The following is a 12,029-nucleotide window of genomic DNA, read 5'->3' on the forward strand; positions in this document are numbered from 1 at the left end:
CCGATGAAGCGTCCCCCGCTGCTCGACACCGGGTTCACCCGGACGATCATCAAGTGGATGTCGAAGTGGAACGTCACGGCGTACCGCGCGACCGGCGGGCGACTCGGAGGCACGTGGCGGGTCGGCAGTGCCGCGAAGAACGGGCTGCCGATCTGCCTGCTCACCACCACCGGCCGCAAGTCCGGGGAGCCGCGGGTCAGCCCGCTGCTGTTCCTGGAGGACGGTGACCGGGTGGTGCTGGTCGCCTCGCAGGGCGGCCAGCCGAAGCACCCCATGTGGTACCTGAACCTGAAGGCGGACCCGAACGTCACCGTTCAGATCCGCTCGCAGGTGCGCACGCTCACCGCGACCGTCGCCGAAGACGACGAGCGCGCCGAACTGTGGCCGAAGCTGGTCGCGATGTATCCGGAGTTCGACGACTACCAGTCGTGGACCGATCGGAAGATCCCGGTCGTGGTCTGCGCGTAGCGGATGCGCCGCGGGTGGTCGAGAATGCGAACAGGACCGCCCGCGTGCGCGCCCTCATCCGGGCGGCACGGGGTCCGACCGTGCACCTCAACGGATAGGGAGATTCGTCATGACGGCTGGCCCGCAGGATCAGATCCTGAACCGACGTGAACTGGCGTCCGCACTGCTCGCGGCGCTGGAGAAGCGGCACGAGGTTCTCGACGCGATCGTCGACAGCGACGACCACGAGGCCGCGGTTGCCGCCGTCAGCGGGCTGCTCGCAACCAGTCCCGCGAACGCGGAGGTCGTGCTCGCACTCCAGCTCGGCCGGTTGACCCGTCTGGAACGGGACCGGCTCAGCGACGAGATCGCGAATCTGGACGCCACCCTCAAGTGGCTCCCCGAACAGCGTCCTGCTGCCACCGGGGAGGGTTTCCGGTTGCGCCCCTTCAGCACCAGCGACGCCGACACCGCACTGTTCGCGAAGCGGTCGACCGAGCAGTTCGACGAGAGCGGCGCACCGTGGTCGGCGGATCGCGTCGAAACCGAACGTGCCGAGGGGCTGCGCCGCGTGGACGACGAGTCCGCGGCGTGGTTCGTGTGCGAGGACGTCTCGCGCGGCGAGCCCGCCAGCGTCGGCCTCGTGTTCGGCGAGCTCACCGGCCACGAGGTGAACATCGCGGTCTGGGTGGCACCCGAGTCCCGCAAGAAGGGCTACGGCCTGGCCGCGCTCAAGGAGTCGCGTACGGAGCTCGCCGCCTACTTCCCCGGCACGACCGTCGTCGTCCGCGCCCCCGCAGGCCGCTGACACCTGTGCGCGTTTTTGGTAGTGGGAACTACCAAAAACGCGCACAGGCGGCGGAGCCGCTTACGCCCCGTAGACGGGGGTCGGAACCTCGGCCTTGGCGAGCAGGTCGGCGACGACCGGCCCGATCTCCTTCGGATCCCAGCGGTCACCCTTGTCCTGGGCCGGGCCGTGGCGCCAGCCCTCGGCGACCGTGATCTTGCCGCCCTCGACCTCGAACACCCGGCCGGTGACGTCCTTGGACTCGGTGGAGCCCAGCCACACCACGAGCGGCGAGATGTTCTCGGGCGCCATCGCGTCGAAGCCGTTCTCCGGCGCCGCCATCATCTCGGCCATCGCGCCGCCGGCACCGAGCGTCATCCGGGTGCGCGCGGACGGGGCGATCGCGTTGACGGAGACCCCGTAGTTCTTGAGCTCCGCGGCGGCCTGGATCGTCATCTCCGCGATGCCCGCCTTCGCGGCCGCGTAGTTGCCCTGACCGATGGAGCCCTGCAGTCCTGCACCCGAGCTGGTGTTGATGATGCGGGCATCGACCGGGCGGCCGGCCTTGGACTCGGCGCGCCAGAAGGCGGCCGCGTGCCGCAGCGGCGCGAAGTGGCCCTTGAGGTGGACGCGGATGACGGAATCCCACTCCTCCTCGCTCATGCCGACGAGCATGCGGTCGCGCAGGAAGCCCGCGTTGTTGACCAGCACGTCGAGGCCGCCGAAGTTGTCGAGGGCGGTCTGCACGAGATTCTGCGCACCCTCCCACGAGGCGACGTCGTCGCCGTTGACGACGGCTGTGCCGCCTGCGGCGACGATCTCCGCGACGACCAGCTCGCCGGGGCTCTCACCGGTCGCGGTGCCGTCGCCGCCGACGCCGATGTCGTTGACGACGACCTTCGCGCCCTCCGCTGCGAAGGCCAGCGCGTGCGCCCGTCCGATTCCGCGGCCCGCGCCCGTCACGATGACGACGCGGCCGTCCACCAATCCGCTCACTTCTTCTCCACTCACTTGTCGTAGCTCACTTGTTTGATTCGGCATTGCCCGCCGCCAGGAAGGCGGGACGTTCGCCGCCACCGTGGACAGTCAGGGTCGATCCGCTGACGTAGGCCGCCAGCGGGGATGCCAGGAACACTGCGCAGTTCCCGATGTCGTCGGGCCGGGCGAGCCGTCCCAGCGGAACGGTCTCGCCGACCGCCGCGATGCCGTCCTCGTCGCCGTAGAACAGGTGCGACTGCTCGGTCTCGACCATTCCGACGACGACCGAGTTGATCCGCACCTTCGGCGCCCACTCCACCGCGAGCGACCGCGACAGGCTGTCGACGCCCGCCTTCGCGGCGCCGTACGCGGCGGTGCCGGGCGACGGGCGCACGCCGCTGACGCTGGAGATGTTGACGATCGCACCGCCGGTGTCCTGCTTCTGCATCACTGCGTTCGCGGCCTGCGCGACGAGCAGCGGCGACAGCAGGTTCAGCTCGACGATCTTCGCGTGGAACCGCGGGCTGGCGTCGGCTGCCATCGCGGACGGCGACCCTCCTGCGTTGTTGACCAGCGCGTCGAGCCGGCCGTGCGTGTCGACGATCCGCTCGATCATCGCCTGCACCTGCTCCGGGTCACGCACGTCGCACTCGAGGAACTCGACGGTCCGCCCGTCGACCTCGATCGGTTCGTCACCGGGCCGTCGCGCACACGTCACCACGGTCGCGCCTGCCCGCAGGAAGGCGCGGCTGATGCCGGCACCCACCCCTCGCACGCCGCCGGTGACGAGCACGACGCTGCCGTCCAGACCCAGATCCACCACACACCTCCGCTGTTCGTCTCCGGAACGGTTCGAGTTCCCGCCCCCGGGACGGGGTTCGAGTTTCCCTGTGGGCCGAGGGTTCCCTCCGTTGCCGCATGCAACGGGCTCCAGCCCGGCCCACAGGTGTGATAACTTACCAAGCAATCGCTTGGTTTGGCGACCTACCTAAGGAAACACGATGGGAATCACCTCCACTTCCGACGGGGCCGGCATCACCACGGTCACCGTCGACTACCCGCCCGTGAACGCGATCCCCTCCCAGGGATGGTTCGAACTGGCCGACGCCATCCGTGAGGCCGGCAAGGACATGAGCACCCACGTGGTGATCCTGCGAGCCGAGGGCCGGGGCTTCAACGCCGGCGTCGACATCAAGGAGATGCAGGCCACCGAGGGGCACGGCGCTCTGATCGCCGCGAATCACGGTTGCGCCGCAGCCTTTTCCGCCGTCTACGACTGCGAGGTTCCGGTCGTGGTGGCGGTCAACGGCTTCTGCGTCGGTGGCGGCATCGGACTCGTCGGCAACGCGGACGTCATCGTCGCGTCCGACGACGCAATCTTCGGCCTGCCCGAGGTCGATCGCGGTGCACTCGGTGCGGCCACGCACCTCGCCCGCCTGGTCCCGCAGCACATGATGCGCACGCTGTACTACACGGCGAAGAACGTCGACGCCCAGACGCTCAAGCACTTCGGCTCCGTGTACGACGTCGTCCCGCGCGCCGAGCTCGATGCCTGCGCGCTGAAGATCGCCGGCGAGATCGCCGCCAAGGACACCCGGGTGATCCGTCGCGCCAAGGAAGCCATCAACCGCATCGACGTGATGGACGTGCACACCAGCTACCGGATCGAGCAGGGCTTCACGTTCGAACTGAACCTCGCCGGCGTCGCCGACGAGCACCGCGACGAGTTCGTCGCCACCGGCAAGCCGCGCGCGAACAAGTAGGAGTGAACAGAGAAATGGCTGACAAGAGGAAGTCGCTCGACGAGGTCGTCGGCGAACTGCGTAGCGGCATGACCATCGGCCTCGGCGGCTGGGGATCGCGCCGCAAGCCGATGGCGTTCGTCCGCGCGATCCTGCGCTCGGACATCAAGGACCTGACCGTCGTCACCTACGGCGGACCCGACCTCGGCCTGCTGTGCTCGGCAGGCAAGGTGAAGAAGGCGTACTACGGCTTCGTGTCGCTGGACTCGGCGCCGTTCTACGACCCGTGGTTCGCGAAGGCCCGCACGTCCGGCGATCTCGTCGCCCGCGAGATGGACGAGGGCATGGTCAAGTGCGGCCTCGAAGCCGCCGCCGCGCGCCTTCCGTTCCTGCCGATCCGCGCCGGCCTCGGCTCGGACGTGCAGAACTTCTGGGGCGACGAGCTCAAGACCGTCACCTCCCCCTACGCCGACGAGTCCGGCAAGCCCGAGACCCTGATCGCGATGCCCGCACTGAACCTCGACGCCGCCTTCGTTCACCTGAACATCGGCGACGCCCGTGGCAACGCCGGCTACCTGGGCGTCGATCCCTACTTCGACGACCTGTACCTGATGGCCGCCGAGAAGCGGTACCTCTCCGTCGAGAAGGTCGTCGAGACCGAGCAGCTGGTCAAGGAGGTGCCGCTGCAGCAGCTGATCGTCAACCGGATGATGGTCGACGCCGTCGTCGAGGCCCCGAACGGCGCGCACTTCACCCTCGCCGGCGAGTCCTACGGCCGCGACGAGAAGTTCCAGAAGCACTACGCCGAGGCCGCCAAGACCCCCGAGTCGTGGCAGGCCTTCGTGGACCGCTTCCTGTCCGGTTCCGAGGACGACTACCAGGCCGCCGTCAAGAAGTTCGCAGAGGAGCAGGCATGACCGCCACCGAGACCGTTACTCGCGCCGAGTACTGCGCGATCGCCTGCGCCGACCTCTTCGCCGGCGCCGGCGAGATCATGGCCAGCCCGATGTCGACGATGTCGCAGCTCGGCGCCCGCCTGGCCCGCCTCACCACCGAGCCGGACCTGCTGATCACCGACGGTGAGGCGCTGATTCTCGCCGACACCCCCGCAGTCGGCAAGACCGGCCCGGTCGAGGGCTGGATGCCGTTCCGCAAGGTGTTCGACGTCGTCGCCTCCGGTCGTCGCCACGTCGTCATGGGCGCCAACCAGATCGACAAGTACGGCAACCAGAACCTGTCCGCGTTCGGCCCGCTGCAGCAGCCGAGCCGGCAGATGTTCGGTGTCCGCGGCGCCCCGGGCAACACCATCAACCACGCGACCAGCTACTGGGTCGGCAAGCACACCTCGCGGGTGTTCTGCGACCAGGTCGACGTCGTCTCCGGCGTCGGCTACGACAAGGTCGATCCGGAGAACCCGGCGTACAAGTACCTCGGTGTGTACCGCGTCGTCACCAACCTCGGCGTCTTCGACTTCGGTGGTCCGGGCCGCACGTTCCGCGCCCTGACGCTGCACCCCGGCGTCACCGCCGACGAGGTCGCCGAGAACACCTCCTTCGAGGTCGCCGGGCTCGCCGAGGCGGGCGTCACCCGCGAGCCGACCGACGAGGAACTGCGGATCATCCGAGAGGTCCTGGACCCGAAGAACTTCCGTGACCGCGAGGTCCCGGCGTGACACGCCAGGTGCTGCGCACCCCGCTGACCGAGCTGGTCGGCATCGAGCACCCGATCGTGCAGACCGGCATGGGCTGGGTGTCCGGCCCGCGTCTGACGGCGGCCACCTGCAACGCCGGCGGCCTCGGCATCCTCGCCTCGGCGACGATGACGTACGACGAGCTCGAAGCCGCGATCAAGAAGACCAAGCAGCTCACCGACAAGCCGTTCGGCGTCAACATGCGTGCCGACGCGTCGGACGCCGGACAGCGGTGTGACCTGCTGATCCGCGAGGGCGTGAAGGTCGCGTCGTTCGCGCTCGCCCCGAAAAAGGACCTGATCGCGAAGCTCAAGGACAACGGCATCGTCGTCGTCCCGTCGATCGGTGCCGCCAAGCACGCCGTCAAGGTGGCGTCCTGGGGCGCGGACGCGGTCGTGGTGCAGGGCGGCGAGGGCGGCGGGCACACCGGTGGCGTCGCGACGACGCTGCTGCTGCCGTCGGTCCTCGACGCCGTCGACATCCCGGTGATCGCGGGTGGCGGGTTCTTCGACGGTCGCGGCCTGGCGGCCGCGCTGTCGTACGGTGCAGCCGGTGTCGCGATGGGCACCCGGTTCCTGCTCACCAGCGACTCGGCGGTGCCGGACTCGGTCAAGCAGCAGTACCTTCAGCGCGGCCTGACCGACACCACCGTGTCGGTGAAGGTCGACGGCATGCCGCACCGCGTCCTCAACACGGACCTGGTGAACAGCCTGGAGAAGTCAAGCTACGCGAAGGGACTCGTCGCCGCGACCCGCAACGCGATGAAGTTCAAGTCGATGACCGGCATGAAGTGGTCGACGCTCGCCAAGGACGGCCTGGCGATGAAGAAGTCCGGCGACCGGACGTGGCAGCAGATCATCATGGCCGCCAACACCCCGATGCTGCTCAAGGCCGGCCTGGTCGAGGGCAACACCGAGGCGGGCGTGCTGGCGTCGGGACAGGTGGTCGGCATGATCGACGACCTGCCCAGCTGCCAGGAGTTGATCGACCGCATCATCGCGGACGCCGTCAAGCGCATCGACGCCCTGGGCGCCCTCCGCGCCTGACGCGCTCCCCCACGTCTGGCTGAACGTGGCTTTCGCTCGCATCAACAAGACGAAAGCCACGTTCAGCCGTTCGTGGGCGTCCCCATGGTTCTGGCTGAAGGTGGCGTTCGTTCGGCTGAACGAGATGAAAGCCACGTTCAGCCATTGACGAGGAGCGCGCGGGTGGGTGTCAGGCGCCGGCAGCGGCTGCGGCCTCGCGGGCCGCGATGCGGGCCTGCACCTCGGGGCGACGCAGCGGCGGGACCGACTGCGGTGGCTGGCGACGCTCCGGCAGCTCGGCGAGCATCCGGTGCGTCGCGGCGGTGACCTCGGCGACCGCGCGCTCGAACGGTTCACGGGTGTTGTCGGACAGTTTGTGGATTCCGCTGACCTTCCGGACGTACTGGACCGCGGCGGCCTCGATCTCCTCCGCGGTCGCAGCCGGCTCGAGGCCGCGCAACTCGGTGATGTTTCGGCACATGTATCGACGGTAGCCCCGAAAGCGCGGCCCGACGACCCGACCACGGGCGTACGGTGACTGCCGATGACGCTTTCAGGGGGTTCCGCTTGACCGTCGAACTGTCACCGCCCGGCCTCACGATTCCTCGCCCGAAGTGGCGCGTCCCGCTTCTCGGTGACGTGCTCGGGGTCAGTCCCCGTACCCCGGTTCAGGATTCGATGCGGTTCGCATCCGAACTCGGGCCGATCTACGAGCGGGAGGTGCTCGGAACTCGGTTCGTGATCGTGTCCGACCCGGACGTCGTGGCCGAATTGTCGGACGAGACCCGCTTCCGCAAGCATCTCACTCCCGCGGTCGCCGCCCTGCGGGGAATCGCGGGCGACGGGCTGTTCACCGCCTACACCCAGGAACCCAACTGGCGGAAGGCACACACGCTGCTCGCGCCTGCGTTCACGCAGTCGGCGATGCGCGGCTATCACGAGACGATGGTCGACGTCGCCGCCGAGCTGACCGACCACTGGGACCGCTCCCCCGGCATGCCGATCGATGTCGCGACGGACATGACCAAGCTGACCCTCGAGACGATCGGCCGGACCGGGTTCAGCTTCCCGTTCGACTCGTTCCGCCGCCGGGACACGCACCCGTTCGTCGCGGCGATGGTCCGCGCGCTGACCGATGCCCAGCGCAAGACGACCCCGCTCGGCATGTTCACGACGAGGCGACGGCGGGCGCGGCATGCCGCCGACGTTGCCCACCTGGCGCACGTCGTGGACGAGGTGATCCGCTCACGCCGGGACACGAGCGACGACGCACCCGACGACCTGCTCGACTTGATGCTGCGGGCCGAGCGGGACGGCGACCCGGACCGGGTGGACGAGCTGAACATCCGGCACCAGGTGATCACGTTCCTCGTCGCCGGGCACGAAACCACTTCGGGGGCGCTGTCGTTCGCCCTGTTCCACCTGACCCGTCGTCCGGATCTGCTCGCCCGCGCTCAGGAGGAGGTGGACCGGGTCTGGGGCACCGACCCGAGCGTCCGCCCCAGCTACGAACAGGTCGCGAAACTCCGGTACATGCGGCGAATCCTCGACGAGACGTTGCGTCTGTGGCCGACTGCGCCGGCCTATGCGCGGGAGGCGATCGCGGACACCACGCTGCAGTCAGGTCACCGGATGGCAGCGGGTGACTGGATGCTCGTGTTGATTCCCGCGCTGCACCGGAACTCCGTGTGGGGCCCGGACGCCGACGAGTTCGATCCCGACCGATTCCTGCCCGACCGGATGCGCGGCAGGCCGCCGCACGCGTACAAGCCGTTCGGTACCGGTGAACGTGCCTGCATCGGGCGTCAGTTCGCGATCCACGAGGCTGTCCTCGTGCTCGGCATCCTTCTGCAACGCTACGAAGTGGCGAGCGACCCGGGCTATCGGCTCCGGATCGAGGAGCGCCTGACCATGATGCCGACCGGTTTCACCGTGACGGCGACCCGCCGCTGAAATGCCGAATCGCCGCCGAACGTACTCGCCGGTCTGCGGCTGTCGCGCGCCTCACCTCAGGTAATGTCCGCATTCGTGAACCTGACTCGCGATCGACGACCGGACGCCGCCGGGCCTGGCCGCCCGCGCGATCCCCAGGTCGATCGTGCCGTTCTCGCGGCAACGGTAGCTCTCCTCGTCGAGTCGGGCTACCAGAAGACGACCATCCAGGCGATCGCCCGGCGTGCCCAGGTGAGCGCCCCGGCCATCTATCGGCGCTGGGCCACCCGCGAGATGATCATCGAGGATGCGATCTTCGGCCTGCAGGAGGGCCAGAGTCCGGCGCTCCCCCCGGCCACGGACGACCTGCGCGCCGACCTGCTGACCTGGACCCGCATGTTCCTGGATCAGATCGCGCATCCCGCCGCCCGGTCGGCGATTCCCGGACTGCTGTCGGCGTACCACCATCACGACGGCGTCCACGAACGGCTCGTCGAACGGGCCGAGGCGCCCGCCCGTGCGGCCCTGGCCGAACGCATCACCGATGCCGTCCCGAGCGCGGGTCCGCAGGCCGAGGCGACGGCGGGCATCGTGTTCGACATGCTGGTGTCGGCCACCATGATTCGTGGTGTCGCGCACGGTCACGACGGTGCCGACGACTGGTGCGAGCAACTCGCGGACGCTCTGTTCGCCGTCATCGACTCGCTGCGATAGCGCACGGAAACGCGAGCGCCTCGACGGCCGATGACCGTCGAGGCGCTGTCCGAACAACCGTGCGTTACTGCTCGATGCGCTCGATGATCGTCACGTTCGCGGTGCCGCCACCCTCGCAGATGGTGAGCAGACCGTAGCGGCCGCCCGTGCGCTCGAGCTCGTTGAGCAGCGTCGCCATCAGCTTGGTGCCGGTCGCGCCGAGCGGGTGGCCGAGAGCGATCGCGCCGCCGTTGACGTTGACCTTCGCCGGGTCGGCGCCGATCTCCTTGATCCACGCGAGGACGACCGGGGCGAACGCCTCGTTGATCTCGACCACGTCGATGTCGTCGATCGTCAGGCCGGTCTTCTCGAGCGCGTGCTGGGTGGCCGGGATCGGCGCGGACAGCATGAAGATCGGGTCGTCACCGCGGGCGCTCATGTGGTGGATGCGGGCGCGCGGCTTGAGTCCATGCTTGGCGACCGCTTCCTCGGACGCGAGCAGCAGCGCGCTGGCACCGTCGGAGATCTGGCTGGCGACGGCCGCGGTCATCTTGCCGCCCTCGGTGAGGACGTTCAGGCCCGCCATCTTCTCCAGGCTGGTCTCACGCGGGCCCTCGTCGACGGTTGCGTCGCCGAGCGGGACGATCTCGTTGTCGAAGCGGCCTGCGGCGATCGCGGCCTTCGCGCGCTCGTGGCTCTGCAGCGCCCACTTCTCGAGGTCCTCGCGGCTGATGTCCCACTTGTCGGCGATCATCTCGGCGCCCTTGAACTGCGACACCTCCTGGTCGCCGTAGCGCTCGGTCCAGCCCACCGACTCCGCGGACGGGGTGGTGAAGCCGTACTCCTTGCCGACGATCATCGCGGCGGAGATCGGGATCTGGCTCATGTTCTGGACGCCGCCGGCGATGATCAGGTCGGCGGTGCCGGAGAGGATCGCCTGCGCACCGAACTGGATGGCCTGCTGGCTCGACCCGCACTGACGGTCGACGGTGACACCCGGGACGTGCTGCGGCAGGCCCGCCGCGAGCCACGACATGCGGGCGATGTTGCCGGCCTGGCCGCCGATCGCGTCGACGCAACCGAACACGACGTCGTCGACGTCGGAGGCGTCGATGCCGGTGCGGTCGACGAGCGACTTGAGGATGTGCGCTCCGAGATCGATCGGGTGGACGCCGGCCAGGGCGCCGTTCTTCTTCCCGATCGGGGTGCGGATCGCGTCGACGATGTATGCCTCGGGCATGGGTGCTCCTACGGTGTCAGTGCTGTGCGTCGGGGCTCGACAGCCCGTCAAGCACGATGGCGAGGTACTGCTTGGCTACGGTCTCTGCGGTCATCGGACCGCCGGGCCGGTACCACCGGACCGCGACCCACACGGTGTCCCGCATGAATCGGTAGACGAGTTCGATGTCGATGTCGGGCCGGAAACTGCCGTCGGCGACACCGGATTCGAGAACGGACACCCAGAGCGTCCGGAACTCCCGATTGCGTTCGGTGATGTAGGCGAAACGCTCGTTCCCGACGAGATGTTTCGCCTCGTCCTGGTAGATGGCGACGGCGGCGTGCGAGCTGTCGATCGCCTCGAACGAGGTGACAACCAGCGCCTCGAGGGTGGCCCGCGCGCCGAGACCGGCTTCCGTGATGACGCGGTACCGGCCGAACAGGTCGTCGAGGAATCCGCGGAGGATCTCGTCGACCATCGACTCCTTCGAGTCGAAGTGGTGGTACAGGCTGCCCGAGAGGATGCCTGCCGCATCGGCGATGTCGCGAACGGTGGTCGCGCGGGTGCCGCGGTCCGCGAACAGCGTGGCCGCCAGGTCGAGCAGTTCGGCGCGGCGGCCCGACTTGGCGGCGGATTCTTCGGCGCGGGACGATGGACTCACCCCCTCACCATACCAACCAAGCAATTGTTAGGGTGAGTGGATGGTCGAGTCGTCACACTGCGCCGTCGTCACCGGTGGAACCGGCGGAATCGGAATCGAGATCGTCCGGCACCTGGCCTCGGAGGGTCGTCCGGTCGCGCTCACCTACCGCAGCAACTCCGAACGCGCCGACGCCGTCGTCGCCGAGGTCGCCGCCGCAGGCGGGAAGGCCCGAGCGGACCGCGTCGATCTCACGGACACCGCGGCGGTCGCCGCATGGGCGGATCGGGTGCGCGGCGAGTTCGGCGAGCCGTCGGTGCTCGTGCACGCCGCGGGGCCACACATTCCGATGGTCCACCTGTCGTCGGTGACTCCGGACGTCTACGCGCGCCACCTCGACGCCGAGGCCACCGCGTTCTTCGCGGTCGTGCACGCACTGCTGCCTGCCCTGCGCGCGGCGCAGGGATCCGTCGTCGCGGTGACGACCGCCGCCACCGATCGCTACCCCGTCCGCGACGGCCTGTCGTCGGGAACCAAGGGCGCCGTCGAGGCGCTCGTCCGGGCGTTCGCAGTCGAGGAGGGCCGGTACGGCGTCCGCTTCAACTCCGTCGGCCCCGGCATGCTCACCGACGGTATGGCCGAACGCCTCATCGGCAGCGACGACCTCGACGAGCGCGCGCTCGCCGTCGCGAAGAGCCGAATCCCGTTGAACCGCTTCGGCCGTGCATCGGACGTCGCGGCGGCCGTGGCGTTCCTCGCGAGCGAGCGCGCAGGCTTCGTCACCGGCCAGAAACTGAACATCGACGGCGGCTACTCCGCCTGACACCTCCCCCTTACTCACCCGAATGGCCCATTCGATCGCCTGAAGCGATCGAA

General features: G+C 68.8%; 14 protein-coding genes. 9 read left to right on the plus strand and 5 right to left on the minus strand.

The annotated features are described in order from the left end of the window. Positions 1-3: 3 nt before the first annotated feature. Positions 4-468, plus strand: coding sequence for a nitroreductase family deazaflavin-dependent oxidoreductase (locus ACFSJG_RS25990; protein ID WP_378488137.1), 465 nt, complete (start codon positions 4-6; stop codon positions 466-468). Positions 469-577: 109 nt separating this feature from the next. After that, a complete protein-coding gene (locus tag ACFSJG_RS25995) occupies positions 578-1,255 on the plus strand; it encodes a GNAT family N-acetyltransferase (RefSeq protein ID WP_378488138.1) in 678 nt (225 codons plus the stop codon). Between the two features lie 60 nt (positions 1,256-1,315). Here ACFSJG_RS25995 and ACFSJG_RS26000 read toward each other — a convergent pair whose 3' ends face one another. Further along, positions 1,316-2,230, minus strand: a complete 915-nt coding sequence (locus tag ACFSJG_RS26000) for an SDR family oxidoreductase (protein ID WP_378488139.1) — start codon at positions 2,228-2,230, stop codon at positions 1,316-1,318. Between the two features lie 25 nt (positions 2,231-2,255). After that, a complete protein-coding gene (locus tag ACFSJG_RS26005; RefSeq protein WP_378488140.1) occupies positions 2,256-3,032 on the minus strand; it encodes an SDR family oxidoreductase in 777 nt (258 codons plus the stop codon). A 181-nt stretch (positions 3,033-3,213) separates the two neighbouring features. On the opposite strand from ACFSJG_RS26005, the gene echA20 reads away from it, so the two are divergent. From echA20 to ACFSJG_RS26025, 4 genes are read left to right on the plus strand one after another with little or no spacing between them, the layout of a single operon-like run. Further along, complete coding sequence (echA20, locus tag ACFSJG_RS26010; protein ID WP_378488141.1) at positions 3,214-3,975, plus strand: (7aS)-7a-methyl-1,5-dioxo-2,3,5,6,7,7a-hexahydro-1H-indene-carboxyl-CoA hydrolase; 762 nt, start codon at positions 3,214-3,216, stop codon at positions 3,973-3,975. Positions 3,976-3,989: 14 nt separating this feature from the next. Beyond that, complete coding sequence (locus ACFSJG_RS26015; protein ID WP_378488142.1) at positions 3,990-4,871, plus strand: CoA transferase subunit A; 882 nt, start codon at positions 3,990-3,992, stop codon at positions 4,869-4,871. Then, entirely contained in the window at positions 4,868-5,626 is a 759-nt protein-coding gene (locus ACFSJG_RS26020; protein ID WP_378488143.1) for a CoA-transferase subunit beta, read from the plus strand. The genes ACFSJG_RS26015 and ACFSJG_RS26020 overlap by 4 nt, the downstream gene beginning before the upstream one ends. Next, positions 5,623-6,690: an NAD(P)H-dependent flavin oxidoreductase gene (locus ACFSJG_RS26025; RefSeq protein WP_378488144.1), complete on the plus strand. Its 1,068-nt coding sequence runs from the start codon at positions 5,623-5,625 to the stop codon at positions 6,688-6,690. The genes ACFSJG_RS26020 and ACFSJG_RS26025 overlap by 4 nt, the downstream gene beginning before the upstream one ends. 169 nt (positions 6,691-6,859) lie before the next feature. Here ACFSJG_RS26025 and ACFSJG_RS26030 read toward each other — a convergent pair whose 3' ends face one another. Then, a complete protein-coding gene (locus tag ACFSJG_RS26030) occupies positions 6,860-7,150 on the minus strand; it encodes a DUF2277 domain-containing protein (RefSeq protein WP_378488145.1) in 291 nt (96 codons plus the stop codon). A gap of 86 nt (positions 7,151-7,236) precedes the next feature. Here ACFSJG_RS26030 and ACFSJG_RS26035 point away from each other — a divergent pair, with 86 nt between their 5' ends. Both ACFSJG_RS26035 and ACFSJG_RS26040 read left to right on the plus strand, forming a co-directional pair. After that, a complete protein-coding gene (locus ACFSJG_RS26035; protein WP_378488146.1) occupies positions 7,237-8,622 on the plus strand; it encodes a cytochrome P450 in 1,386 nt (461 codons plus the stop codon). A gap of 75 nt (positions 8,623-8,697) precedes the next feature. Continuing rightward, positions 8,698-9,315, plus strand: coding sequence for a TetR/AcrR family transcriptional regulator (locus tag ACFSJG_RS26040; RefSeq protein ID WP_378488147.1), 618 nt, complete (start codon positions 8,698-8,700; stop codon positions 9,313-9,315). A 64-nt stretch (positions 9,316-9,379) separates the two neighbouring features. On the opposite strand, the gene ACFSJG_RS26045 is transcribed toward ACFSJG_RS26040, so the two are convergent. Together ACFSJG_RS26045 and ACFSJG_RS26050 are read right to left on the minus strand one after the other, a co-directional pair. Next, a complete protein-coding gene (locus tag ACFSJG_RS26045) occupies positions 9,380-10,534 on the minus strand; it encodes an acetyl-CoA C-acetyltransferase (protein WP_378488148.1) in 1,155 nt (384 codons plus the stop codon). Between the two features lie 16 nt (positions 10,535-10,550). Then, positions 10,551-11,174 carry a TetR/AcrR family transcriptional regulator gene (locus tag ACFSJG_RS26050; RefSeq protein ID WP_378488149.1) on the minus strand — a complete coding sequence of 208 codons (624 nt, stop codon included), beginning with the start codon at positions 11,172-11,174 and terminating at the stop codon, positions 10,551-10,553. A gap of 40 nt (positions 11,175-11,214) precedes the next feature. On the opposite strand from ACFSJG_RS26050, the gene ACFSJG_RS26055 reads away from it, so the two are divergent. Then, entirely contained in the window at positions 11,215-11,976 is a 762-nt protein-coding gene (locus tag ACFSJG_RS26055; RefSeq protein WP_378488150.1) for an SDR family NAD(P)-dependent oxidoreductase, read from the plus strand. Positions 11,977-12,029 lie beyond the last annotated feature (53 nt).

Origin of the sequence: Rhodococcus gannanensis (genome assembly GCF_042681175.1) — a bacterium.
GTDB lineage: Bacteria > Actinomycetota > Actinomycetes > Mycobacteriales > Mycobacteriaceae > Rhodococcus_G > Rhodococcus_G gannanensis.

Excerpts from the sequence above, each read along its gene's own strand:
- ACFSJG_RS25990 (WP_378488137.1), top strand. The coding sequence starts at position 4 with ATGAAGCGTCCCCCGCTGCTCGACACCGGGTTCACCCGGACGATCATC.
- ACFSJG_RS25995 (WP_378488138.1), top strand. The coding sequence starts at position 578 with ATGACGGCTGGCCCGCAGGATCAGATCCTGAACCGACGTGAACTGGCG.
- echA20 (WP_378488141.1), top strand. The coding sequence starts at position 3,214 with ATGGGAATCACCTCCACTTCCGACGGGGCCGGCATCACCACGGTCACC.
- ACFSJG_RS26015 (WP_378488142.1), top strand. The coding sequence starts at position 3,990 with ATGGCTGACAAGAGGAAGTCGCTCGACGAGGTCGTCGGCGAACTGCGT.
- ACFSJG_RS26020 (WP_378488143.1), top strand. The coding sequence starts at position 4,868 with ATGACCGCCACCGAGACCGTTACTCGCGCCGAGTACTGCGCGATCGCC.
- ACFSJG_RS26030 (WP_378488145.1), bottom strand. The coding sequence starts at position 7,150 with ATGTGCCGAAACATCACCGAGTTGCGCGGCCTCGAGCCGGCTGCGACC.
- ACFSJG_RS26045 (WP_378488148.1), bottom strand. The coding sequence starts at position 10,534 with ATGCCCGAGGCATACATCGTCGACGCGATCCGCACCCCGATCGGGAAG.
- ACFSJG_RS26055 (WP_378488150.1), top strand. The coding sequence starts at position 11,215 with ATGGTCGAGTCGTCACACTGCGCCGTCGTCACCGGTGGAACCGGCGGA.